27 protein-coding genes are annotated in these 23,451 nt (G+C 63.9%); 15 read left to right on the plus strand and 12 right to left on the minus strand.

Annotated elements, in window-relative coordinates:
* Positions 1 to 152: 152 nt before the first annotated feature.
* Positions 153 to 1,394, minus strand: a complete 1,242-nt coding sequence (locus tag FJ424_RS25840) for an ROK family protein (RefSeq protein WP_140658002.1) — start codon at positions 1,392 to 1,394, stop codon at positions 153 to 155.
* Positions 1,395 to 1,664: 270 nt separating this feature from the next.
* On the opposite strand from FJ424_RS25840, the gene xylF reads away from it, so the two are divergent.
* The 4 genes from xylF to FJ424_RS25860 all read left to right on the plus strand — a co-directional run bounded on the left by xylF (position 1,665) and on the right by FJ424_RS25860 (position 6,847).
* Positions 1,665 to 2,705: a D-xylose ABC transporter substrate-binding protein gene (gene xylF, locus FJ424_RS25845; RefSeq protein WP_140648123.1), complete on the plus strand. Its 1,041-nt coding sequence runs from the start codon at positions 1,665 to 1,667 to the stop codon at positions 2,703 to 2,705.
* A 147-nt stretch (positions 2,706 to 2,852) separates the two neighbouring features.
* The gene (locus FJ424_RS25850) at positions 2,853 to 4,205 is read left to right on the plus strand and encodes a sugar ABC transporter permease (RefSeq protein ID WP_140658000.1); all 1,353 of its coding nucleotides are present in this window, start codon (positions 2,853 to 2,855) and stop codon (positions 4,203 to 4,205) included.
* A 76-nt stretch (positions 4,206 to 4,281) separates the two neighbouring features.
* Positions 4,282 to 5,082, plus strand: coding sequence for an ATP-binding cassette domain-containing protein (locus FJ424_RS25855; RefSeq protein WP_140657998.1), 801 nt, complete (start codon positions 4,282 to 4,284; stop codon positions 5,080 to 5,082).
* Positions 5,083 to 5,206: 124 nt separating this feature from the next.
* The gene (locus FJ424_RS25860; RefSeq protein ID WP_140657996.1) at positions 5,207 to 6,847 is read left to right on the plus strand and encodes a CHASE domain-containing protein; all 1,641 of its coding nucleotides are present in this window, start codon (positions 5,207 to 5,209) and stop codon (positions 6,845 to 6,847) included.
* A 93-nt stretch (positions 6,848 to 6,940) separates the two neighbouring features.
* On the opposite strand, the gene FJ424_RS25865 is transcribed toward FJ424_RS25860, so the two are convergent.
* From FJ424_RS25865 to FJ424_RS25885, 6 genes are all read right to left on the minus strand, one after another.
* Positions 6,941 to 7,186 carry a YMGG-like glycine zipper-containing protein gene (locus FJ424_RS25865; RefSeq protein WP_140648119.1) on the minus strand — a complete coding sequence of 82 codons (246 nt, stop codon included), beginning with the start codon at positions 7,184 to 7,186 and terminating at the stop codon, positions 6,941 to 6,943.
* Positions 7,187 to 7,269: 83 nt separating this feature from the next.
* Positions 7,270 to 7,596 (minus strand): hypothetical protein, encoded by a 327-nt coding sequence (locus FJ424_RS25870; RefSeq protein ID WP_140657994.1) that lies wholly within the window; start codon positions 7,594 to 7,596, stop codon positions 7,270 to 7,272.
* Between the two features lie 123 nt (positions 7,597 to 7,719).
* A complete protein-coding gene (locus FJ424_RS33705) occupies positions 7,720 to 7,890 on the minus strand; it encodes a hypothetical protein (RefSeq protein WP_181167148.1) in 171 nt (56 codons plus the stop codon).
* A 346-nt stretch (positions 7,891 to 8,236) separates the two neighbouring features.
* Positions 8,237 to 9,187: a sensor histidine kinase gene (locus FJ424_RS25875; protein ID WP_246672543.1), complete on the minus strand. Its 951-nt coding sequence runs from the start codon at positions 9,185 to 9,187 to the stop codon at positions 8,237 to 8,239.
* 290 nt (positions 9,188 to 9,477) lie between these two features.
* The gene (locus tag FJ424_RS25880) at positions 9,478 to 9,642 is read right to left on the minus strand and encodes a DUF1328 domain-containing protein (RefSeq protein ID WP_140657992.1); all 165 of its coding nucleotides are present in this window, start codon (positions 9,640 to 9,642) and stop codon (positions 9,478 to 9,480) included.
* A 169-nt stretch (positions 9,643 to 9,811) separates the two neighbouring features.
* Complete coding sequence (locus tag FJ424_RS25885; protein ID WP_140648116.1) at positions 9,812 to 10,606, minus strand: response regulator; 795 nt, start codon at positions 10,604 to 10,606, stop codon at positions 9,812 to 9,814.
* A gap of 218 nt (positions 10,607 to 10,824) precedes the next feature.
* Between FJ424_RS25885 and FJ424_RS25890 the strand changes: the two genes are divergently transcribed.
* Together FJ424_RS25890 and FJ424_RS25895 are read left to right on the plus strand one after the other, a co-directional pair.
* The gene (locus FJ424_RS25890; RefSeq protein WP_140648115.1) at positions 10,825 to 11,028 is read left to right on the plus strand and encodes a NepR family anti-sigma factor; all 204 of its coding nucleotides are present in this window, start codon (positions 10,825 to 10,827) and stop codon (positions 11,026 to 11,028) included.
* 3 nt (positions 11,029 to 11,031) lie between these two features.
* Positions 11,032 to 11,583, plus strand: a complete 552-nt coding sequence (locus tag FJ424_RS25895; protein ID WP_140648114.1) for an RNA polymerase sigma factor — start codon at positions 11,032 to 11,034, stop codon at positions 11,581 to 11,583.
* Between the two features lie 35 nt (positions 11,584 to 11,618).
* Here the strand turns inward: FJ424_RS25895 and FJ424_RS25900 are convergent, their stop codons facing one another.
* Positions 11,619 to 11,999, minus strand: coding sequence for a response regulator (locus FJ424_RS25900; RefSeq protein WP_140657990.1), 381 nt, complete (start codon positions 11,997 to 11,999; stop codon positions 11,619 to 11,621).
* Positions 12,000 to 12,152: 153 nt separating this feature from the next.
* On the opposite strand from FJ424_RS25900, the gene FJ424_RS25905 reads away from it, so the two are divergent.
* The 4 genes from FJ424_RS25905 to FJ424_RS25920 all read left to right on the plus strand — a co-directional run bounded on the left by FJ424_RS25905 (position 12,153) and on the right by FJ424_RS25920 (position 14,192).
* Positions 12,153 to 12,914, plus strand: coding sequence for a Crp/Fnr family transcriptional regulator (locus tag FJ424_RS25905; RefSeq protein WP_140657988.1), 762 nt, complete (start codon positions 12,153 to 12,155; stop codon positions 12,912 to 12,914).
* A gap of 77 nt (positions 12,915 to 12,991) precedes the next feature.
* Positions 12,992 to 13,318: a DUF883 family protein gene (locus FJ424_RS25910; protein ID WP_140648111.1), complete on the plus strand. Its 327-nt coding sequence runs from the start codon at positions 12,992 to 12,994 to the stop codon at positions 13,316 to 13,318.
* A 6-nt stretch (positions 13,319 to 13,324) separates the two neighbouring features.
* Positions 13,325 to 13,789, plus strand: a complete 465-nt coding sequence (locus FJ424_RS25915) for a phage holin family protein (RefSeq protein WP_140657986.1) — start codon at positions 13,325 to 13,327, stop codon at positions 13,787 to 13,789.
* A 199-nt stretch (positions 13,790 to 13,988) separates the two neighbouring features.
* Entirely contained in the window at positions 13,989 to 14,192 is a 204-nt protein-coding gene (locus FJ424_RS25920) for a hypothetical protein (protein WP_140657984.1), read from the plus strand.
* An 8-nt stretch (positions 14,193 to 14,200) separates the two neighbouring features.
* Here the strand turns inward: FJ424_RS25920 and FJ424_RS25925 are convergent, their stop codons facing one another.
* Positions 14,201 to 15,121, minus strand: coding sequence for a diacylglycerol kinase family protein (locus FJ424_RS25925; RefSeq protein WP_140657982.1), 921 nt, complete (start codon positions 15,119 to 15,121; stop codon positions 14,201 to 14,203).
* Positions 15,122 to 15,366: 245 nt separating this feature from the next.
* Here FJ424_RS25925 and FJ424_RS25930 point away from each other — a divergent pair, with 245 nt between their 5' ends.
* A complete protein-coding gene (locus tag FJ424_RS25930; protein WP_140657980.1) occupies positions 15,367 to 16,731 on the plus strand; it encodes a PRC-barrel domain-containing protein in 1,365 nt (454 codons plus the stop codon).
* A 95-nt stretch (positions 16,732 to 16,826) separates the two neighbouring features.
* Here FJ424_RS25930 and FJ424_RS25935 read toward each other — a convergent pair whose 3' ends face one another.
* Entirely contained in the window at positions 16,827 to 18,395 is a 1,569-nt protein-coding gene (locus tag FJ424_RS25935) for an alkaline phosphatase family protein (protein WP_140657978.1), read from the minus strand.
* A 216-nt stretch (positions 18,396 to 18,611) separates the two neighbouring features.
* Here FJ424_RS25935 and FJ424_RS25940 point away from each other — a divergent pair, with 216 nt between their 5' ends.
* The 4 genes from FJ424_RS25940 (at position 18,612) to FJ424_RS25955 (ending at position 21,792) form a co-directional block, all read left to right on the plus strand.
* Positions 18,612 to 19,544 carry a VOC family protein gene (locus FJ424_RS25940; protein WP_140657976.1) on the plus strand — a complete coding sequence of 311 codons (933 nt, stop codon included), beginning with the start codon at positions 18,612 to 18,614 and terminating at the stop codon, positions 19,542 to 19,544.
* Between the two features lie 3 nt (positions 19,545 to 19,547).
* Entirely contained in the window at positions 19,548 to 20,183 is a 636-nt protein-coding gene (locus FJ424_RS25945; RefSeq protein ID WP_140657974.1) for an alpha/beta hydrolase, read from the plus strand.
* A complete protein-coding gene (locus FJ424_RS25950) occupies positions 20,176 to 20,475 on the plus strand; it encodes a GNAT family N-acetyltransferase (protein ID WP_027166574.1) in 300 nt (99 codons plus the stop codon). Before FJ424_RS25945 ends, FJ424_RS25950 begins: the two co-directional genes overlap by 8 nt.
* Before the next feature lie 258 nt (positions 20,476 to 20,733).
* The gene (locus tag FJ424_RS25955; protein WP_140657972.1) at positions 20,734 to 21,792 is read left to right on the plus strand and encodes a dipeptidase; all 1,059 of its coding nucleotides are present in this window, start codon (positions 20,734 to 20,736) and stop codon (positions 21,790 to 21,792) included.
* A gap of 130 nt (positions 21,793 to 21,922) precedes the next feature.
* Here FJ424_RS25955 and FJ424_RS25960 read toward each other — a convergent pair whose 3' ends face one another.
* Together FJ424_RS25960 and FJ424_RS25965 are read right to left on the minus strand one after the other, a co-directional pair.
* Complete coding sequence (locus FJ424_RS25960) at positions 21,923 to 22,174, minus strand: hypothetical protein (protein WP_140647459.1); 252 nt, start codon at positions 22,172 to 22,174, stop codon at positions 21,923 to 21,925.
* A gap of 2 nt (positions 22,175 to 22,176) precedes the next feature.
* Positions 22,177 to 23,451: an aminomethyltransferase family protein gene (locus FJ424_RS25965; protein ID WP_140657970.1), complete on the minus strand. Its 1,275-nt coding sequence runs from the start codon at positions 23,449 to 23,451 to the stop codon at positions 22,177 to 22,179.

Below are 23,451 nucleotides of genomic sequence, written 5' to 3' on the forward strand. Positions count from 1 at the left end.
CTGCGCCATAGCGGCGCGTGGAAGTCACGGAATGGATCCTCGGGTCTGCGCGCGTCGCTTCGCTCCTTGCTCCGCCCTGGAATGACGAAGTCGCGGTGGCTTCGGCCAATCTCCAACGTTGGTGCGATTCGCGGCTTCAGCGCCACGTTCGCTCAGGCCACGTTCTTCCCGGCCCCCGCTTTGGCCTGCACCCCCGGCGCGAAAACCTCCTGATCGACGAAGGTCAGGGCGCGCATGGCGCAGCCTTCGCGGATAAGCGGCAGTTCGTTCGGCTCGGTGTCGAAGGAGATCGATTCCGAGTGCTGGCCGCCGGCGGTCTGGGCGATCGCCTCTCGCAGCGCCGGCTCGATCAGGTCGAAGGCGGCCGCGCTTACGCCGACCATGGCGACAGGCGCCGGGTCGATGAGGGCGAACAGGCTGCCGAGGCCGAAACCGAGCGCTTCGCCGGCCCGGCGATAAGCTTCCCGTTCGGGTCCGTCCTCCTGCCGGGCTTTCGCGGCCAGCGCGCGCATATCGGCGTCGCCGACGTCGGTCGGCGTGGCGTCCTCGCTTATTCCCATGGCGCTGCGCCAGATCGCGTAATTGCCGGCATAGGCCTCGACGCAGCCGCGGCGGCCGCAGCGGCAAAGCGCGCCGCCCGGACGATGGATCATATGGCCGAACTCGCCGCCGGAGGAATGCGTGCCGCTGAACAGCGCGCCCTTCAGCACCAGGCCCATGCCGATACCGTGCGAGAGCAGGATGGCGATGAAGTCGTCGCGATAGCGCTCGGGATCGCGCCATTGCAGCGCCACCGCCATCATGTTGCAGTCGTTCTCCATGGTGGCGGGAATACCGAATTCCCGTTCGAGGAGGTCGGCGAAAGGGATGTCGGTCAGCGGCGTGATCGGCGACCACAGCATGGCGCGTGAATGGGAATCGGTGATGCCCTGAATGCCCATGGCGATGCGGGCGACGCTGCCCACGTCGAGGTCGGGATCCCCCAGCCGGCGCCGGACGATCGCCATGCATTCGCCGATCAGCTCGTCGCGGGGCATGACAAGCGTGTCGAGGCGCTGCTGCTCCTCGGCAACCACCTGGCCGGCATAGTCGATCACGGCGACCGACAGGAAGTTCAGCGACAGCACCACGGTCAGCACCGCGGCGGCTTCGGGGTTCAGCGCCAGACCGATCTGCGGTCGGCCGCGTTTCAACGCCGTCGGCTCGCTGGCCTTGCTTTCGGTGAGAATGCCTTCCTGGATCAGATCGGCGGAGATCGCCGAAATGGTCGAGTGGCTGAGCCCGGTGGTGGCGGCAATCTCCGTGCGCGAGGGCTGGCCGGCGCGGCGCACGGCCGAAATCACCATGGCGCGGTTGCGCCGGCGCAAATCGTCGTGACGGATTCCGACCGACATCGTCTCGCACGTCCTCCCAGTCATCGCGGCCTTGTGATGATGATGCCATGGCCTGTCGGTGACATGCTAGGGATAGTGGCAGAAGCCGCAGCCTGTGTCATTATTTATTGCGGATGTCGAAAAAAATGCCCTGACCCATCAAAACCCATCAGAATCGCAGTTGACAGCGTCGTTTTGCTGGATCACTATTTTTTTGAGGCTCGAAAAAAAGCCTCTATGCCGGCCTTCGGGCCAGTCTGGGTCGCGCCGCACAGGCGCAGGGAGGATATCATGAAGAAATTCGCAGCCGCCATTCTGGCGGGCGTTGCCATGTCGCTGACGCTGGCGTCGGTCGCCGAGGCGAAGGACAAGGTGATCGGCGTGTCGTGGTCGAATTTCCAGGAAGAGCGCTGGAAGACCGACGAAGCGGCGATGAAGGCCGCCATCGAGGCCGCCGGCGACAAGTATATCTCGGCCGACGCGCAGTCCAATCCGGGCAAGCAGCTGACCGACGTCGAAAGCCTGATCTCGCAAGGCGCCAACGCGCTGATCATCCTGGCGCAGGACGCCTCGGCAATCGGCCCGGCGGTGCAGAAGGCGCTCGATGAAGGCATTCCGGTCGTCGGCTACGACCGCCTGATCGAGAACAAGGACGTGTTCTACCTGACCTTCGACAACAAGGAAGTCGGCCGCATGCAGGCCCGCGAGGTGTTCAAGGTCAAGCCCGAAGGCAATTATGTCTTCATCAAGGGCTCGGGCGCCGATCCGAACGCCGACTTCCTGTTCTCGGGCTCCATGGAAGTGCTGAAGGAGGCGATCGACAGCGGTAAGATCAAAAATGTCGGCGAGGCCTATACCGACGGTTGGCTGCCCGCCAACGCGCAGAAGAATATGGAGCAGTTCCTGACCGCCAACGACAACAAGGTCGACGCGGTCGTGGCGGCCAATGACGGCACCGCGGGCGGCGTCGTCGCGGCGCTGACGGCGCAAGGCCTGGCCGGCACCGTTCCGGTCTCGGGCCAGGACGGCGACCACGCGGCGCTCAACCGCATCGCGCTCGGTACGCAGACCGTGTCGGTGTGGAAAGACGCGCGCGAGCTCGGCAAGAACGCCGCCGAGATCGCCTCGCAGCTCGCCGACGGCAAGAAGATGGGCGACATCGCCGGCGCCAAGGACTTCACGACGCCCGGCGGCAACACCGTCAAGTCGCTGTTCCTGACTCCGATCGCGATCACCAAGGACAATCTCAACGTCGTCATCGACGCCGGCTGGATCAAGAAGGACGAAGTCTGCGCGGGCGTTGCCGCCGGTAGCGTCAAGGCCTGCAACTGAGTCTGCCGGCTCTCGATCAAAATCCCTGCGCCGCGGCCTGAAAGCCGCGGCGTTTTCTCAAAAAGATTTGTGTTTCCGCCTCTGGCGGATAGCTTCTAGGCTTGGCCAGGCATCCGCGCCAGACGGGCAGGCCGGCGGGAGGAAATCATGACCGACACGACGTCTACCCAACCGGCGGACACCGCGCGCGCGTCCGAACTCGGCGCCGTCGCCCGGTTCCTGAAGGCGACCGAGCTCGACACCCGCATGCTCGGCATGATCGGCGCGCTGCTCTTGATCTGGATCGGGCTGCATGTGATTTCCAGCCTGCGCCTCGGCGTCAATCCGCTCGACTTCGACAGCCGCACGTTTCTCACGCCGCGCAACCTGTGGAACCTGTCGGTGCAGACTTCGGCCGTGGCGATCATGGCCTCCGGCATGGTGCTGGTCATCGTCATGCGCAACATCGACCTGTCGGTCGGATCGGCCGAAGGGGTGATCGGCATGGTCATGGGCTTTGCCCAGGTGCATTTCCTGGTGCGCTTCGTCGGGCTTGAGCTGGGCAATCCGTGGATCTGGGTGCTGGCATTGCTGATCGGCCTGGCGCTCGGCCTCATCATCGGCGCCTTCCAGGGCTTCATCATCGCCTATCTCGAAGTGCCGGCCTTCATCGTGACGCTGGGCGGATTGCTGGTATGGCGTGGCGCTGCCTGGTGGGTCACCAGCGGCCAGACGGTGGCGCCGCTCGACGCCACCTTCCAGCTGATGGGCGGCGGCCCGGCGGGCTCGATCGGCGCCAGATGGAGTTGGGCCGTCGGCATCGTCGCCTGCCTGGCGGTTATCTTCATGCATTTCAACGGCCGCGTGCAGCGCAAGCGCTTCCGCTTCCCGCTGCGTCCGGTCTGGGCCGAGACGCTGCTCGCCACGGTCACCTGCGCGGTCATCCTGGGCGCGGTGTGGCTCGCCAATTCCTATCCGTGGCCGGTCGGCATCGTGAACCGCTACGCCGCCGCCAACAACATCACCGTTCCCGAAGGCGGGCTGTTCATCGCGCATGGCATCGCCATTCCGGTGCTGATGGCCGTTGCCGTCGGCCTGATCATGACCTTCGTCACCAAGCGCACGCGCTTCGGCCGCTACGTCTTCGCCATCGGCGGCAATCCGGAAGCAGCCAATCTCGCCGGCATCAACACGCGCTGGATCACCATGAAGGTGTTCATGATCATGGGCGTGCTGGCGACGATCGCGGCGGCGATCTCGTCGGCCAGGCAGAACTCCTCGACAAATGTGCTGGGGACGCTGGACGAACTGCTGGTCATTGCCGCGGCAGTCATCGGCGGCACGTCGCTCGCCGGCGGTTCCGGCACCGTGCTCGGCGCCATGCTGGGCGCATTGCTGATGCAGTCGCTGCAGTCCGGCATGGTGCTGCTCGGCGTCGATTCGCCGCTGCAGAGCATCGTCGTCGGCGCCGTACTGGTCGTCGCGGTCTGGCTCGACACCATCTATCGCAAGCGCGTCTGAGCATGATGCCGAAAAGTGGAAACCGGTTTTCGGACGAGATCATGCTCAAGCATGGACTATAGGGAGGAGAAGGATCATGGCTGACAAAATCGCTCCCGCCGGCGTTCCGCTGGTCGACATGCGCAACATCTCGATCGCCTTCGGCGGCATCCGCGCCGTCGACGACGCCTCGGTCGATCTTTTCCCCGGCGAAGTGATGGCGCTGCTCGGCCACAATGGCGCGGGCAAATCGACGCTGATCAAGATCCTGTCCGGCGCCTACAAGCGCGACAGCGGGCAGATATTCATCAATGGCGAGGAGGCTTCGATCTCCAATCCGCGCGATGCCAAGAAATATGGCGTCGAGACGATCTACCAGACGCTGGCGCTGGCCGACAATGTCGATGCCGCCGCCAACCTGTTCCTCGGCCGCGAGCTGATGACGGGCTGGGGCACGCTGGACGACGTCGCCATGGAAGCCGAGGCGCGCAAGGTGATGGGCCGCCTCAATCCACGCTTCCAGCGCTTCAAGGAGCCGGTCATCAAGCTGTCGGGCGGACAGCGGCAGTCGGTGGCGATCGCGCGCGCGATCCTGTTCAACGCCCGCATCCTGATCATGGACGAGCCGACGGCGGCGCTCGGTCCGCAAGAGACGGCGCAAGTCGGCGAACTGGTCAAGCAACTCAAGGCCGACGGCATCGGCATCTTCCTGATCAGCCACGACATCCACGACGTGTTCGAGCTCGCCGACCGGGTCTGCGTGATGAAGAACGGCCAGGTGGTCGGGACCGCGCGCACCACCGACGTCACCCAGGACGAGGTGCTCGGAATGATCATCCTGGGCAAATGCCCGCCAGGCGCCATTCCGGGTCCAGGCGCGCTGAAGATAGCGGCATGATAGTAGCCGGCTAATTAACGACTGCGTGATGTACCAGCCGCAGTGATGATTTGACCGCGCCATTGTGTTGGCGCGGAGACTTGCCCATAAAGGTCGTCGACCGTCCACGGGCCGCATCCTTGATTTGAAGAAGCTCTTTCCGATCGTTGCCTTCGTCGCCGTCGCGCTGATCAGCCTGACGATGGCGGGGTTTGCCTATTTCGCGACGCAAGAGGCGGCTCGGATCAAGTTCGAGGGTACCGCCGATGACGCGCTGAGCCGCATCGAGAGCCGCATCGACCTGCATCTGTCGCTGCTGCGTTCGACGCAGGCGCTGTTCGATGCCCGCAACGGCGACATCTCGCGCGGCGAATTCAAGGCCTTCTTCACCGCGCTTGACATCGACGATAATTTCGCTGGGCTGCGCGGCATCGGCTTCCTGAGGCTCGCCAAGACCGGCGACGAGGCGGCGGTGGAACGCGACATCCTGCACGACCATGGGTCGGCGCATCCGATCTATCCCGCCACGACGCAGCAATGGCGAACGCCGATCGTGCTGTTCGAGCCGCTCGACACGTCCAACCAGTCGATCATCGGTTTCGACATGTTCACCGAGCCGGTACGGCGCGCGGCGATCGAAGAGGCGATGGCGGATGACCAGCAGCATGCGAGCGGCATGGTCCAGCTCGGCCAAGGCGCCGGCGTGGCGCAGACCTTCACCGGATTCCTGGTTTTCGTGCGGCTGAACGTCGAAACCGCGCCCGACGTCATCAATGCAAGCCGCTCCTCGACGGCCGGTTTTCTTTACGTTGCCTTCCGCGCGCAGGACCTGTTCCAGGTCGCGCTCAGCCATTCGCCGCTGCTGCCGGTCAATGTCGAGGTCTATGACGGCAAGCCCGAGGCCGGCAATTTGCTGTTCCGTTCGGAGGCGCCGCCGGCGGAACGCATCGGCGCGAAGCTTTTGGCACGCCGCGATATCGTCGTGGCGGGCGAGCCGTGGACCTTGTTGTTTCGGCCGACAAGCGCATTCGAGCCGCCGTCCTCGCGCGCCATCCCGGTGATGCTCGGGCTGTTCGGGCTGCTGCTCGCCGGCGCCATCGCCTTGGTGGCGCGCTATCAGGAACGCGCCTATGACGCGAAATCGGCGCTGCACGAGGCGACCGAAAAGAGCCTGCTGGAAAAGGACCTGATCCTGCAGGAGATGAAGCACCGCATCAAGAATTCGATCACCCGCGTGCTGGCGATCGCGCGGCAGACGGCCTCGCAAGCCACCGACGTCAAGGAGTTTTCGGCTTCGTTCTCGGCGCGCCTGCAGGCCATGGCGGCATCGCAGGATATGCTCACGCGCTCGCGCTGGCAGAAAGCCGATCTCGGCGACCTGCTGCGCATCGAGCTCGGGCAGGTGTTCGGCAAGGACCTTCCCGAAGGCGTGTTGTCAGGGCCGAAAGTGCTGCTGGACGAGACGACGACGCAGGCGCTCGGGCTGACCTTTCATGAACTCGCCACCAACGCGCTGAAATATGGCGAGGCCGGCGGTTCGGCCAATTCGGTCAAGGGAAGCTGGGCTCTCAAGGTCGACTGGAGCGTCGAAGGCCGCGACCGCGAGAGGACGCTGGTCCTGAACTGGCGCGAGGCGGGTCAGACGGAACTGGAAGCGCCAGTCAAGACCGGCTTCGGCACCAAGTTGATAGATCTCAACGTCACACGCGAATTGCGCGGCACGATCGCGCGCGACTATCACGACGATGGATTGAAGGTGGAAATCAGGATCCCGCTGATCGCGTGAGCGGGCCAACAGCCCTCGGCTGGCGAGTCAGCCATTTGAATTCGAAGAGGACCGGAGGCCGGCTACCCGCCTCCGGTTCTCTTCGCTAAGGAACTAGTTGCAGCGGGCCCGGTAGGTCGTGCCGTCATGGCGGCGATACACGCAGTAGCCGTTGCGAAGGTTGCGAACCAAGAGGCCCGACCCGGCGCCGACGGCCGCGCCGATCAGCGCACCCTTGCTGCCGCCGACCAGGCCGCCCACACCGGCGCCGATCAGGCCGCCGCCGACAACGTCCTGCTCGGTCGTGGTGCAGCCGCTGACGGCGACCACAGCAACCATGGCAATGATCATCTTCCGCATAGAATTGCTCCTCACTTTTGTCCTCACTTTCGGCAGTGCCAGCGACCGTTTAGCATGAAAAAACCTGTTTTGCCTGCCAGATTCTACTGTTGCCTAACATAGTCTTTTTCGGAGCGCCCGCCGTTCGACGCGACAAGCATGCCGGACACCTCCAGCGATGCTGCCAGCGTGCCGTCGGGCCGCACGTTCCAGACGATCCGGTCGTAGTCGTCCTCCAGCGCGGGATCCACGGCGAGGCATTTGCCGATGATGCGGGGGGCCTGGCCCTGCAGGTCGCCGAGGGCGAATGGCCTTTCGGCGACGCAGGCCTGCGCCGTCTCGAAGACGCTGACGGGCACTTGGAGTTCCCGGCAATCGGCCATCGTGCTCGAACAGCCGACGACGAAGAGCAATGCGGCGATGTGTTCCATGGCTCCAAACCTCTCGCCGCCAACAACGAATCTCGGCGAACAAAAGTTCCGGGGCCGGAGCTTGAAGCGCTCCGCGCGAAATGGCGGCGCGCTGAAGTCTGGACGTCAAAGCCGCATGCGGGGTCAGAGCAGTTGCCAGGCCGCGGTCAGCGCCATGGCGGCCAGAAGCGCGATCGCGCCCAGGCGGAGCGAAAGATGCGACGACCGCGGCGCCGGCGGCGGCTCGGCATCCTGGAAGCCGCTCATCGAGACGCGGGCGGCCTGCTCCAACCTGTTCATGTCGGCAACCATCATTTCAGTCTCCCCAGGTCGTGCGGGGGGCGGATGGGGTTTCCGGCGCATCGTCAGCCGGGAGCACAGGATCGGACTTTATGGTGAACAGCCGGTTAAGGGCCTCCGCCGGCAAAGCGCTCCCTCTCCGTTTTGACGCAATTCCGGACGGACAGCTACGGCGAAGCCGCGTAAAGCGCGTAAAGCGCGTAAAGCGCGTCGCGCTGAAGCGGATCCAGGCGACGCGCTTCAAGGCTTTGTTTTCATGCATGTCGTTATCGCAAAACCGCTGCACACTTTTGCGCGACACGCATTAGCCTGACCCGTTGCGCACTTTCCTGGAATTGCTCTCACGCCATCGGCGGCACCGTCAATCCGTCTCGAAATTCCCGTGCGGGACGGTGAGACGGTATTCCATGCGGTCCTTGCCGATTTCCAGCGTCGCTGAGCCATTCAGCGACATCGGCACGACGCGTTCCAGCGCCACGCTGCCGAAGCGCTTCTCATTGCGCGGCGCGTCGTCGACCGCCTCCGTCCAAGTCAGCAGAAGGTTGGGCGAGGTTCCGTTTTCGGTCTCGAGCCTGGCGCGAACCTCGACATGGCCCTCCGGCCGCGACAGCGCGCCGTAGCTCACGGAATTCACGGCCAGCTCATGCATCGCCAGGCCGATATGCAGGGCGGCATTGGGGTTGAGATAGGGATTTTCGCCCGCGAACCGCAGACTGTTGGCCAGATCGCTGCTGTAGCGGCCGACCTGGCCGGAGACGAGCTCCTGCAACGCCGCTCCCCGCCAGTTGGAGGATGTGACCAGATCCTGCGAGGACGAGAGCGATTGCAGCCGGCCGCGAAATCGCGCCAGGAACTCGCCGAGCGTCTCCGTATAGCGCCCGGTCTGAGTGGCGATGCTCTGGATGATGGCCAGAAGATTTTTCGATCGATGGCTGACTTCGCGCAGCAACGCCTTCAGCGTCTGCTCGCGGCGTTTCTGCTCCGTCGTCTCCACCATCGTGGTGACGACGCCGAGGACGTCGCCGGCGTCGCCACGGTCGGCATCGATCCAAAGCTGGAACCAACGTACGCCCTGGTGTCCCGGAATGCTGAGCTCGAGCTGGTCCGCGTTGCCGGATTCGATTACCTTGAGTTTGGCGGCCCTTATGCGTTCGGCCTGCGCCGGCGAGAGCAAGTCCTTGCCGGCGGCCGTATCGGACGCCCAGGGCGCGTTCATGTTGCGCGCCCAGACCGTTTCCATCTGCCGATCCTCGTAGACAACCGAAATCCCGGCATTGTGCAGGGCATGAAGCAGGGCCCGCCCCAACTGCATCCCGCTCTCCGAGGGATGCATCGCGATCACTTCGCCTTTCTGCTTTTCAACCCTGTCTTTCGTGGGACCCTCGGAAGGCATTGGAACATCCCGCACTCGGTCCTGGAACGGCTCAATCCGCAACTGGTTCCGCCTGAGCCAGCGCCTTGAAATCGCAGTGGCCTTGAAATCGCAGTGGCCCTGAAATCGCAGGGGGCTCTCCAAAAACGGTCCGCCGGACGGTGCTCTTTCGAGGCGCCGTCCGACGGTGGCTGGAAACCGTTTGAGGGGTGCGGCTTCCAGTGTCGCGGTCAGGCTCTCCTGAAAAGGCCTGCGATGAGCGAAATCACCAGGAAGGCGAGGAAAATGAAGAACAGGATCTGCGCGATGCCCGCCGATGAGCCGGCGATGCCGCCGAACCCAAGCGCGCCGGCGATGATCGCAACTACGAGAAATACGAGCGCCCAGTACAGCATGATGCGTCTCCTTCTTACGTCGGGAAAAGAACGTGGCTCGGTGTCGTTTGTTCCACCATTTGCTGAAAAAGACGATCCCCTTGAAAGGGCTTTTCAGACCCCAAACGGGCCAGGCGTCACGCGCGGCGGAGGGCCTCGCATGACGCTCGAGGTCCAGGCTCCGGAAGGATCAGGCAGCGGCCTTGGCCTGACGGTCGAAGAACAGGGCCTGGCTGATCAAAGCCTTGACCATGTCGGGATTGAACGGCTTGGTGACCAGGAAGGCCGGTTCGGGGCGCTCGCCGGTCAGCAGGCGTTCCGGGAAGGCGGTGATGAAGATCACCGGCACCGGCGTCGAGGACAAGATCTCGTTGACGGCTTCGATGCCCGAGCTGCCGTCGGCGAGTTGGATGTCGGCCAGAACCATTTTCGGCCGCGTCCTGCCGAACACGGCCACGGCCTCGGCATGGGTGCGCGCCGTGCCGACCACACGGTGGCCGAGACTCTCGACCATTTCCTCGATGTCCATGGCGATCAGCGGCTCGTCCTCGATGATCAGCACGTCGGTCGCGACCTGCCGGGAAATCTCGTTGCTTGCCTGGGCAAGCAGTTCCGAGAATTCGTCCTCGTCTACATCGAGGATTTCCGCCGCCTCGTCCTCGCTGAAGCCCTCGACGGCAACCAGAAGGAAAGCCTGCCTCGGCAGGGGCGCGATGGCATTCAGATTGGCCGCGGCCCGCTGCTCCCAGGCGGTCTGGGCCTGTTCCTGCGGCACGCGGATGGCCACGGAGGTGAACAGTCTGGCGAAAACCTTGTACAGCGCAATACGGTCGCTCGAGGCTTCGGGGAAGATATTGGTATCGGCGATGATGGCTTCCAGCATCGCGGCGACCAACGCGTCACCGCTCTCCTGCGATCCCGATACCGCCCGCGAGAAGCGGCGCAGGAACGGAAGATGCGGCGCGATGGTTGCGGACAAACTCATTATCGACGTCTCCCTCAAATGACGTTGCACGTTCAAGGCCGCACTGATTGCATGCCCCTGAAAATCAAACGCCGGCTTTCGGAAAAAGTTCCGCCGGCTGTGGAACTAAATTAGCAAGCGGGCGTTTCGGGGTTTGGGATGGGCAACCAGACGAAGGTCCCGCTTGCGTTGTGGTTTGAAGTCGAAGAGCGGTTCAGGCGCTGGAAACTAGGGCGACTATGAAAGAAATGAAGAAAAAACAGTTGGCTGATGCTGCAAGCAGGCATCGGAACGGGGACGGTAATCCGCTTGGGGCAAACTCAGAGATAGCCCGCAAGCTCAAACAATATTATGACGAGTTGGTCTCGGACCATGTGCCGGACCGTTTCGCTCAGTTGCTCAGCCAACTGGAACAGACCGAACCTGCCCAGAAAAAGGACTGAGGCATGGCGGTGGTATCCCAGAGCTTCAAGACCGAGTTGCTCGGTGCGATCCCGAGTCTTCGCGCCTTTGCCGTGTCGCTGACGCAGAATGCGGACCGGGCCGACGACCTCGTCCAGGAAACGCTGGTCAAGGCGTGGGACAAGCATGAGAGCTTCCAGCCCGGCACCAACCTGAAGGCCTGGCTGTTCACCATCCTGCGCAATGAATTCTATTCGCAGATGCGCAAGCGCGGCCGCGAAGTTCAGGACAGCGACGGCATCATGACGGCCAGGCTTGCCGTTCATCCGGCCCAGCATGGCCAGCTCGACCTCAAGGATTTCCGCGGCGCGCTCGAGCAGCTGCCCGAGGACCAGCGCGAGGCCATCATCCTGATCGGCGCCTCCGGCTTCTCCTATGAAGAAGCCGCCGAGATCTGCGGCTGTGCCGTCGGCACGATCAAGAGCCGCGTCAGCCGGGCGCGCGCCAGGCTCCAGGAAATCCTCAAGATTTCCGGCGAGGACGAGTTCGGGCCCGACGCGATCTCGGCGCAGGTCACAGGTTCGAACGCGGCTTGAACCGACCGGTTACGATTGCGATTGCAAGGATGGCCTCAGGCCGCCTTTGCCCGGCCGCAGGCCATGGCCACGGCTTCGATCAGATCGTCGCCTGAGTAGGGCTTGGCGATCAGCCGGATATCCGGAAACGAACCCTTGATCTCGTCCGAATCCGAATAGCCGGAGGCAAATACGAACGGCACGCCCTCGCTGCGCAGCCGCGCGGCGAAATCCAGAGTCGAGACGCCGCCGAGCATCAGGTCGACAACCGCCGCGTCGAAGCGCGCAGGCAGCGCCTGCCCGTCGATCTCGCCGAGTTCACGCGCGATCGTCACATCCGCGGCGCCGTGGTCGCGGCAAAGCTGCTCGACATCCATCGCGATCAGGAACTCGTCTTCCAGAACGAGAATACGCAGTCCATCAAGCAGCGCTGGCACTTATCAGTGTCTCCTCGGCAGGGCCGCACTCATGCGCGGAATTGGCCGCCATGTCATTTAAAAAAGACATGGGTTCCAGCCTCACGGAACCCCTGCCGGTCTCAAGCGTTTCCTTGCGCCCATAAGGGGCAGGGATTTCGAAGAGGGGTCGAAGTGTCCGGCCAAAGCGCACGCGCGGCTGCCAGCCGTCAATATCCTTGTGAAAAGTGCCCGTTGCGGCCGTTGCCGGCGTTCCGTGAGTTCGACAAGCAGGAATTGTCATTCATCGGCACCTTCAAGCACGGCGAACTTGCGGTCGACAAGGGGGCGACAGTCCTGGTCGAAGGCAGCCACAGCGCGCATCTCTATACCGTGCTGTCCGGCTGGGCGTTCCGCTACAAGCTTTTGCCCGACGGACGTCGGCAGATCCTCAATTTCTCCATGCCCGGCGACCTCATCGGCCTGCAGGGAAGCCTGATGGGCGAGATGCAGCATTCCGTCGAAGCGCTGTCGCCGATGCTGCTGTGCGTCTTCGAACGCGACCAGCTGCAGGAACTCTATCGCAACCATCCCGGCCTTGCCTATGACATCACCTGGATCGCGTCGCGCGAGGAGCGCATGCTGGACGAGAACCTGCTCAGCATCGGCCGCCGCACCGCGCTCGAACGAGCGGCCTATCTCGTCGCCTTCATCGCCGGTCGGGCGCGCAGCGCCGGATTGAATGGCAAGACACCGGTGCAGATTCCGATCACACAACAGCATATCGCCGACACGCTCGGCCTTTCGCTGGTCCATACCAACAAGACCATCCGCAAGCTGATGGACCGCAAGCTCGTGATGTGGCGAGATGGCGGCTGCGAAGTGATCGACTATGATGGACTGAAGAAGCTTGCCCGATGGGAGGGACTGGGCGAGGAACGCAGGCCACTCATCTAGGATGCCCAGGGTCGCGACGACCGGAACCATGGCGCTGGACGGGCGTTGAAACCTACGCAAACGCAAGGAGTTAGAGAATGGCAACCGCCGCAGGCAAATCCGCAACGGACCAAGCAACCACTGCCGACCTCGAGGCCGATATCGAGCAACTGAAGGCGGATATCCAGAAACTTACGGAGCAGCTCGCCAAGACCGGTCAACACGGCTATGGCGCGGCCCGTCGCGCCGCCGCGGATGGCGTCGAGCAGTTGCGGGCGCAGGGCGAAGCCGCGTTCGAGAGCATGCGGGGAAATGCCGAGGACATCGAAGCGCAACTGATCGCCAAAGTGCGGGAGAAGCCGGTGACGTCGCTGGCCATCGCGGCGGGCGTCGGTTTCCTCTTCGCCCTGCTTTCCCGCCGCTAACCGCAAATGGGGGCGCTTGTCTCGCTGATCTCGGCCCTCGCCTCGGGCGAGGCCATGGCCGCCTTGCACAGGGCGCGGACGACGGCAATCCTTTACGGACTTGCCGCCGTTTTTGCTCTGTGCGGCGTCGGTTTCCTCATCGGCGCCGCCTATATCTGGCTGGCGGCACGCTACGGGCCGGTGGCGAGCAGCCTCGGCTTCGGCATCGGCTTCCTGGTGCTTGCCGGGCTCATCCTCCTCATTCACAAGCTGACGACCAGCATGCGCAGCAGGCGGCGCGCAAGACGGCGGCAGGCCGACATGACCGCGCTGGGCGTTACTGCGGCACTTGCCCTGCTTCCGGCCCTTGCCAAGAGCAAGGGCGGGCTGGGAGCCGCCATCGCGCCCGCCCTGGCGGTCGTCGCCTACGCCATCTATCGTGAGAACGCCAAGCCCACGCCACCGAAGCAGGACCCGCAGGACATGTCGTAAGCGGTTCAGGAAACGCCGGGACCTCAGGGAGGCTCGGCGGCATCTTTCCTGCGGGCGAGGACGCCGGCGGAACTCGTGGCCAACGTCGCTGACTTGGGCAAGGCGGCGGATGTCATTCCTGGTTCGGAACCTTCCCGATCAAGACCCGTTACCCGACCGTACCTGAAGCGCCCGCCGCCGCGCAGCATGGAGGCCAAGAGTGACCAAGATCGTACCCGAAGACAAAGCACGCCAGGGGCATTGGGGCTGGCATGCGCTCAGGATCCTCATCGCCGGGCTCTTGCTCGCCTTCATCGCGTGGGGGGCAGTCGAGATTTACGGCGAACTGATCAAATCGCCGACGACGCAGCAGACCGTGCCGGAAGCGCCGCCTGCGGCTCAGAAATCGGTCCAGGGCGGTTGATCCCCGCATCACGCCGCCCTTGCCTGCGCATTGCTTGCCGGAACGAGCACTTTCAGCGCGCCGGGGTGAATCTCGATCGTTGTTTCGCGTTCCAGCCTGACGAGTTCGCCATCCAGCACCGCGCTGAACTTTTTGGCGGGCGAGTGGATCTTCAGCACAGCCCTGCCTGCCTGATGCACTTCGACATGCGCGCTCTGACGCAGCCTCCCGCGCAGCATGTCCAGCAGGAGTTTTGCCAAGTGATGACGCTGGCGCGCGACGCTGACATAGATGCCTAGCACGCCGCCGGCCGGGTTGTCGGCATAGGGCAGATGGCCTTCGCCGAACAGATTGTTGGAGATGCCGATGCCGGTGGTGCGGGTGACGATCTCGGCCTCGCCGACGCTCAGGCTGACCTTGAGGGCGGGCGGATTGTTGATCGCCGCCCATGCGGCGCGCACGGATGCCTGCATCTTTCCAAGGCGCGAGCCGAAGTCCATTTTTTCGCGCAGCTGAACCATCTCAGCGTGCATGCCGACGGAGAACTGGTGCACGAAAGGCTGGCCGTTGGCGCTGGCCATATCGACCGCGATCACCTCGCCATCGGCGAAGGATTGCAGGGCGGCTTCCAGTGTCTGCGGAATGCCCAGGCCGCGCGCGAAGAGGTTCATCGTGCCGGCGGGCAAGATGGCCAGGACCTTCTTCTTGTTCATGAGGAGGGACGCCGCGGTGGAAATCGTGCCGTCGCCGCCTCCGGCAAGAACGACGTCGATGTTCCGCCTAGCGATGGCCTTCTCCAGCGCCGTGGCGATGTCGCGGCCGGCGACGATATCGATCTCGACCGAATGTCCGGCCGCTTCGAGCGTGTGACGCAACTGTTCGGAAAATGCTTCCAAATCGATGGTGCGGAGCGTGCCGCCGTCCTGGTTCAGCACCGCAGCAAACCGCATGCACCACTCCGTGTCGCTTCAGGTCAGTTTGAGCCGGCAGACCCTCAGCCGCACGCCGGAACGAAGATGCGGCCGCAAAGGTTCCACCGGAGGTTCAGGATTCCAGCCAGTCGTGGATGCGTTGTGGTTGGAACAACACCCCGGTCACGACGTTGTGAACCTGTCGACACTGCCGCTCCCGACCCGCCGCTCAGAGGTTGGTCGAGGCAGTGTCATATACAAATCAGGCACGAGGAGAGACCATCATGATCCGCACTCTTTTTGCGACGACCGCGATCGCGACGCTGCTCGCAAGCGGCGCTTTTGCACAGACGACGCCCGCCCCCGCTCCACAAGCCCCAGCAGCCGAAAATCCAGCGCCGGTCATGCGCTCGGAGGGCGCGCTGATGACGAACATCATCGGTGAGTCCGTCTATAACGGCACCGGCGATGACGCGCAGGACATCGGCAAGGTCGACGATGTCGTCTTGGATTCCAGCGGCAAGGCCAAATCCGCCATTATCGGGGTCGGCGGGTTCCTCGGCGTCGGCAAGAAGGACGTCGCTTTCGACTACGGCAAGCTGGAATGGGCCGAGAAGAACGGCGACCGCTGGCTAGTCGCCAAGTCCACGAAAGATGAACTGAACGCTCTGCCGGCATTCGACCGCAAGCCTTATGATCCGGCGCCAGCGCAGTCGGCCGACGCTACGCAACCTGCTAACAACACGACCACAACGCAGGCTCCGGCGGCCGCACCGGCTGAGCCGGTGAACAAGGCCGAGGGCAACCTCGCCACCAACATCATGGGCGAGTCGGTCTATAACGGCACCGCGGACGACGCCCAGAAGATCGGCGACGTGAAGGACATCGTGCTTGCCAAGGACGGCAAGGCCGAGTCGCTGGTGATCGGCGTCGGCGGCTTCCTCGGCATCGGCACGAAGAACGTCACCTATGACTTCGCCAAGGCGAAATGGGCGGAGAAGAACGGCGACCGCTGGCTGGTGGCCGAGACGACGAAGGAGGAGCTGCAGGCCCAGCCCGATTTCAACCGCAAGGCCTATGATCCGGCGCCCGGCTCGACGACGGCCGCGAGCAACGCTCCTGCGGCGACCACGCCCGCTGTGGTGTCTTCGGATACGACCTCCGACAAGGGGGCCAAACCGGCAGAGCCCGCCAAGTCGACGGCCGAGAACAAACCTGCGACGCCGCCGGCCCAGAGCACGGCAGAGAACAAGCCCGCCGATAACGGCACCGCCGCAACCGACCAGACCAAGACCGCTTCCATCGACAAATCGACGCTGAGCGAAATGCCGATGGGCAACATCCGCGTCGACGACCTCAAGGGCACGACGGTCTATGGCGCCAACGATGCCAAGATCGGTTCCATCGGCGATGTCGTGCTGACGCCCGACAACAAGCCGGACGCGGTGGTCATCGATGTCGGCGGCTTCCTCGGCATCGGCGCCAAGGAAGTGGCGATCGGCATGGATAAGCTCAAATTCATGACCGACAAGAACGGCAACAAATATCTCTACACCAACTTCACCAAGGAACAGCTGCAGGCGCAGACGGCCTACGACAAGAGCAGTTATGCCGCCAACCGCGACCAGCAGCGGATGATGTTGAAATAGGGGATAGGGATTAGGCAGTAGGCAGTAGGAAATAGGCAGTAGACGAAGAAAAGTTGGCGAAGCAACCCACGGTTGGGATATTCACTGCCTACTGCCTACTGCCTACTGCCTACTGCCTGACTCACGTACCCAACCACGCCATCTTCCGTCAGTTCCGCCAATGCCAGCGACTGATCGAGATGCGCGGCGCGCCAGGCGAGCATCCTTTCGGCGAACTCAAGCCGTACGGGCAGATAGGCCGGGTCGCCTGCCACGTTGTTCAACTCGTCCGGGTCTTTCGAGAGGTCGAAGAGAAGCGCCGGCAGACCGCCGCCGAAATGGACATATTTGAACTCGGCCGCGCGGATGACGGCAAGGTTGCAGGCGCTCGATGCGATACCGAAATGGCGCTCCGCTTCATCTTTGGCGACTGTACGGAAATCAAACTCCCAATGCGCCGCGTCGCGCCAGGTCTCCGGCTTCTTGCCCTCGATCCAGGGCACGAGCGAACGGCCGTCGAGATGGCGCTGTGGCGCGGCGCCGATCAGGTCGAGCAAGGTCGGGAAGATATCGACCGCTTCCGTGAAACGGTCGACGGATGAACCGGCCCCGGCGCTCCGGCGCGGATCGCGGATGATCAACGGAATGTGGTAGCTGGCGTCGAAGAAGCCGCCTTTGCCGAGCATGAAATGATCGCCCATCATCTCGGCATGGTCGGAGGTCAGCACGATGACGGTGTCGTCCCAGGCGTCCGCCGATTTGATCGCCCGCCAGATGCGGCCGAGCTGCGCGTCGACCTCGGCGATCATGCCGTAATAGATCGTGCGGATTAAGCGGAAATTTTCCTCGCTCCAGTCCGGCACCTTGCCTTCGATGCCGGGAACGAATTTTGTCCGCTTCTGCCGGTCGAGATCGTAAGCGACATAGGGATGGCTTTCCGCCTCGGCCTGCCAGCTTGCAGCGCGCCGGAAGGCGGGACCATCGCCTGGATCGTACATCGTGTTGTAGGGTTCCGGCACGATGAAGGGCGGGTGCGGGCTGATGAAGGAGACATGCGCGAACCACGGCACGCTCTTCTCCTGCTCGCCGAGCCAGCGGATGAATTCGCCGGCCAGGAAAGCGGTCGGCGTCTGGTCTTGCGAATAGACCGGCGGGGCGTTGGTCACGTCGCGTTCCGCTTGCCCGTTGGCCGGACGGTGGATGCCGGGGCTACCCGCGCCGGTATCGATGCCCTGCGCCTGCAGCCATGACAGCCACTGCTTCTGATGCTCGGGCAGGGCTTGGCGCACGGTGAATCCCGGCAGCACGCCTTCATAGCTACGCAGCCGCGGATCCTCGGGGGAGAGTTGTCGGGGATCGAGCGAGACATCGGTGTAGCCGAAAAGGGTCGGATCGTAGCCCGCCGCGCGCGCCGAAAGCGCGATATTGCCATGGCGCGCGTCGAGCGGCGTGCCGTTGCGGCAGACACGATTGTTCATCTGGTAGAGCCCGGTATAGAGGCAAGCGCGGGCCGGCGAGCAGGGCGCTGCGCCTCCGTAGTGCCGGCGGAAGAGCACGCCTCGCGCGGCGAGCGCATCCGCATTCGGCGTCTTCACCACCGGGTGGCCGGCGGCCGACAGGCAATCGCCACGCCACTGGTCGCAGGTGATGAGGAGAACATTCGGGCGGCTCGTCGGATTGTCCAAGATCGTCTCCTTGTGGAAGCGCGCCCCAGATGGAACGGAAATCACCGGCGTTGCAAGCCGAAGCCGGTGATGGATTGGTGAACATATTTTGACCAGTCGTTCACTTTTATGACACAGTCCATTCTGTGTTTGCCCGCTTTGCCGCCGGCCCGCCTATCCTCATATTGGCTTGGACAGCGGCGAGGGCCGCACAAAGACAAGGGAAGGAGCACGATCATGCTCAATCAGATCAAGGGCCTCCATCACGTCACCTCGATGGCGAGCGACGCGCGCCGCAACAACGAGTTCTTCACCAAGAAGCTCGGCCTGCGCCGGGTGAAAAAGACCGTCAATTTCGACGCACCGGATGTCTACCATCTCTATTACGCCGATGAGGTTGGCACGCCGGGCTCGGTGATGACCTATTTCCCGTTCCCCGATATCGGCAAGGGCCGGCATGGCGTCGGCGAAGTCGGCACGACGGTGTTCTCGGTGCCGGAAGGCACGCTCGCCTATTGGGAAAAGCGCTTCGCCGACGAGGGCGTGGGCAACGTCGCCCGCACGGAAAATTTCGGCGAGAAGCGGCTCACCTTCACCGGTCCGGACGGCGACAGTTTCGCGCTGGTCGAGGACAAGGCCGACAAGAGGGCGCCCTGGGTCAAGGGCGGCGTTCCCGGCGACGAGGCGATCCGCGGCTTTCACTCGGTCTTGCTCCGGCTGAAGGATGGCGGCGCCACCGAGGAGCTTTTGAAGTTCATGGGCTATGAGGAGGTCGACAAGTCCGGCAACGTCCGCCGGCTGGCGATCAAGAATGGCAATGGCGCCGACGTCGTCGACATCGAATCGCTGCCGGGCGCCGGCTTTGCCAACCTTGGCGCCGGCTCGGTGCATCACGTCGCCTTCGCGGTCGAGGATCGCGCCAAACAGCTCGAAGTGCGCAAGGCGCTGATCGACACGGGCTATGGCGTGACGCCGGTCATCGATCGCGACTATTTCTGGGCGATCTATTTCCGCACGCCGGGCGGCGTGTTGTTCGAGGTGGCGACCAACGAACCGGGATTCGACCGCGACGAGGACACCGCGCATCTCGGCGAGGCGCTGAAGCTGCCGACGCAGCATCAGCATCTGCGGCCTTATCTCGAAGAGCATCTGCAGAAGCTGGAAGGCTGAGCCATGAGCAAGGACGCTTACATCCACAAGGTGTTGCCCGGTTCGCCGGGCGGCGCACTGCTCTTCGTCTTCCACGGCACCGGCGCGGACGAGAACCAGCTTCTTGGTTTCGGTCGCGAGCTTGTGCCTTCGGCGACGATCGTCTCGCCACGTGGCGACGTGTCGGAGCATGGTGCCGCCCGCTTCTTCCGCCGCGCCGGCGAGGGCGTCTACGACATGGACGACCTGGCGCGCGCGACATCGAAGATGGCGGGCTTCGTCAAGGCGCATGTCGAGGCGGCAAAACCCTCGGCGGTGTTCGGCCTCGGCTATTCCAACGGCGCCAACATCCTGGCTTCGGTGGTGTTCGCCGAGCCGAGCCTGTTCGACGCCACGGCGCTGATGCATCCGCTGATCCCGTTCGAGCCACGCGTCCAGGGCAGCCTTGCCGGCCGCAGCATCCTGATCACGGCCGGCAGGCGCGACCCGATCTGTCCGCCCAGCCTGACATCGCGGCTCGAGGCTTATTTGCGCGCCGACGGCGCCGATGTCACAGTGGAATGGCACGACGGCGGGCATGAGGTTCGGCCGAATGAAATCGAAGCGGCGCGGCGGCTGTTCGCGCTCGCGCCCGCTGAAGGAGGCAAGAACAATGGCTGACCAACTGCCCGAGATCGAACTGGAGGACCGCGGCTCCAAGGGACGCTACGTGCTGCGCGGACCCGGCGGCGCCGAGGCCGAGATGACCTTCACCAAGATCGGTGAGCACCAGCTCATCATCGACCACACCGAGGTGCCGGATGTCTTTCGCGGCCAGGGCGCCGGGCTTCGGCTCGTGACCCGCGCGGTCGAGGACGCACGCGCGGCCGGCAAGAAGATCATCCCGCTCTGCCCCTTCGCCAACGCCCAGTTCCGCCGCCATCCGGAATGGGCGGATGTGCTGAAGCAATGAGCTTTCCCTTCTGGAAGAAGGTGGATCGGCGCGCAGCGCCGAGACGGATGAGGGGGTGTTTCAGCGGAGTGAGACGTCGGCGTTTCCTGGAACACCCCTCATCCGTCGCCTTCGGCGACACCTTCTCCCACAACGGGCCCACAAGGGGAGAAGGAGAAGCCCTTGGCATTTGCACGGCCCGATCATCTTGCCTAAGTTGACGGTTCGCCCGGACGAAACCTGTCGTCCCGCCTGTCCCCGATTTGAATGGCTTCCCCGATGACCGATACCGACCTGATCCCCGTTTTCGACGGACATAACGACACGCTGCTTCGGCTCTACCAGTCGAAGGAAGCCGACGTCGAAAAGCTGTTCATCGAGGGGACGCCGGGCGGCCATATCGACCTGCCGCGCGCCAGGAAGGGCGGCTTTGCCGGCGGCATGTTCGCTATCTTTCCGCCGCCGGTCGAGAAGTCGAAGCGCAGCGCCGTGCCGCCGGCGCCGAGCGACAATGAACCGCTGCCGCCGGAGCTGCCGCAGGCCGAGGCGATCACCTCGACCATCGGCATGGCCTCGATCCTGTTTCGGCTGGAGCGTGCCGGCGCGTTGACTGTCTGCCGCAGCGCCGGCGATGTGCGTGACGCGATGGCGAAGGGCTCGATCGCGGCGGTGTTCCACATCGAAGGCGTCGAGGCGATCGATCCCGGGCTTGCCATGCTCGACGTGCTGCAGGCGGCAGGCCTGCGTTCGCTGGGGATCGTCTGGAGCCGGCCGAACGCTTTCGGCAATGGCGTGCCGTTCCGCTTTCCGTCGTCGCCTGACACTGGGCCTGGCCTCACCGATGCCGGCAAGGCGCTGGTCAAGGCCTGCAACCAGCTCAGGATCATGATCGACCTCTCGCATCTCAACGAGAAGGGCTTTCGCGATGTCGCGGCGCTTAGCGACGCGCCGCTGGTCGCCACCCATTCCAACGTGCATGCGATCTGCGGCCACTCGCGCAACCTGACCGACTGGCAGCTCGGCGCGATCCGCGAGTCGGGCGGCATGGTCGGCCTCAACTTCGCCACCGGCTTCCTGCGCGAGGACGGCCGCATGAATGCCGACACCAGTATTGATGTCATGGTGCGCCACATCGATTCGCTTTTACAAGCGCTGGGCGAGGACGGCGTCGGGCTGGGCTCGGATTTCGACGGCGCCATGATCCCAGCCCCTATCGGCGACGTCGCCGGCTTGCCGAAGCTCATCCACGCGCTCGCCGCGCGCGGTTTCGGGCGCGCGCTGATCGAGAAGATCGCCTATCGCAACTGGTTGAGCGTGTTGGAAAGGACGATCGGATAGGCCACCCCGTGTGAAGGCACAATCCGGGACGCTGGGGATTGGAGCCAGAACGCTCCCACTTCGTTCTAGGGTCTGCGCCGCGTCGCTTCGCTCCTTGCTCCGCCCTAGAATGACGAGGTGAAGGGGCTGCTTAGGCACCCATCCGCTTCAGCCAGTCCTTGCCGACGCCGCGGTCGCGGATGATCGGCAAGGGATTTTCCGCGTCGAGCCGGGCGCAGATGCGGTAGACCTCCAGCGTCTCGGCGTTCATCTCGCCGCGCTTGAAGAAGAACATCGCCGCCGCGTAGCGGGTGCGGCCGGACCACATCTCGCCGAGCGGCGTGTTGACCAACTGCCACTGCTCGGTGGCTTCCGCTTCCAGGTCCTCCGCTTCGCTTGCCATGGTCAAAAGTCCGCGGGCGGGTTGGCTGTGCGGCGGTCGAGCTTGATGAAGGGCCGCTGCACCACCTTCGCCTTCTTCATCAGCTTCTGGTACTGCAGCTCGCGCATTGCGTAAATCTCGACCCAGAGGTCGTCGACGATGGTATCGCCATAAGGCCGCCGCAGCGAGGCAAGCGCGATGTTGCGCTTGGCCATAGGCGACCACATCGCCGCGCTGACCAATCCGACCTCCTGGCCTTTCTTGTAGGAGACGATGGCATGCTCGGCCGGAATGTTGCCTTCGATCTCCAGCCCGACCAGCACGTGGCGAAGCCTCTTCTTGGCGCGGGCTTCGAGGATGGCGCGGCGACCGTTGAAGTGGCCCTTGTCCGGATCGATCATGAAGCCGAGGCCGATCTCGTCCGGCATGCGCAGGCGGTCCGTGCGGATGGCGTGCTCGGCAGCTGTGAAGTCGCCGTTGGCGACGATCAGCCCGGCTTCGAGGCGAGCGCGGTTCAATGCCGTATAGCCGATGGCGCGGATGCCGCGCAGTTCGCCCGCCGCCATCAGCCGGTCCCACAGGCTCAGCGCCTTGTCCGCCGGCACGAACAATTCATAGCCGAGATCGCCGGTGAAGCCGGTGCGCGAGATGGTGACTTTGCCAGTTCCTTGGGGAGCGCCATCATGCGCGAATTCGGCGAGGTCGAAGAGCTTCAGCCGATCGACGCCGGCAAAGCCCGCGTCACGCAGGACGGCGAAGGAGGTCGGACCTTGCAGCGCCAAGCCGGCGACCGCCTCGGTCTCTTCCTCGACGCTGACGTCGTAGCCGATCGCGCTGTCCAGCAACCAGGGCAAGTGCCGCTCCTGCGAGCACAGCCGGAAGCGTGTCGGCGAGAACCGGAACAAAGTGCCGTCGTCGAGCACGAAACCTTCGTCGTCGCACCAGGCGGTGTAGTGGACGCGGCCCGGTTTCAGTTTGGTCACGTCGCGCAAGGTGATGCGGTCGAGATGGGCTTCGGCGTCCGGACCTTCGATCCGGTATTTGGTCATCGGCGAGATGTCGAAGAGTGCTGCCTGACTGCGGATGGCGAAATATTCGAGCTCCTCATCCCACAGCGAATGCGGCGCGCGGTAGCCGGCCCAACTGTACCAATCCTGCTTCAGCCCCAGCGCGTCAATGCGTGGCTGGAAGGGCGTGCCGAGCCGCAGCGTGCGGAAGTGGGATTGCGCGGCTGCACGGGCTTCGAGGGCGGGATCAATCACCGTCTCGACGGGCTTCTTCCTGGTTGCTTGCGCCAT

Origin of the sequence: Mesorhizobium sp. B3-1-8 (assembly GCF_006439495.1) — a bacterium.
GTDB lineage: Bacteria > Pseudomonadota > Alphaproteobacteria > Rhizobiales > Rhizobiaceae > Mesorhizobium.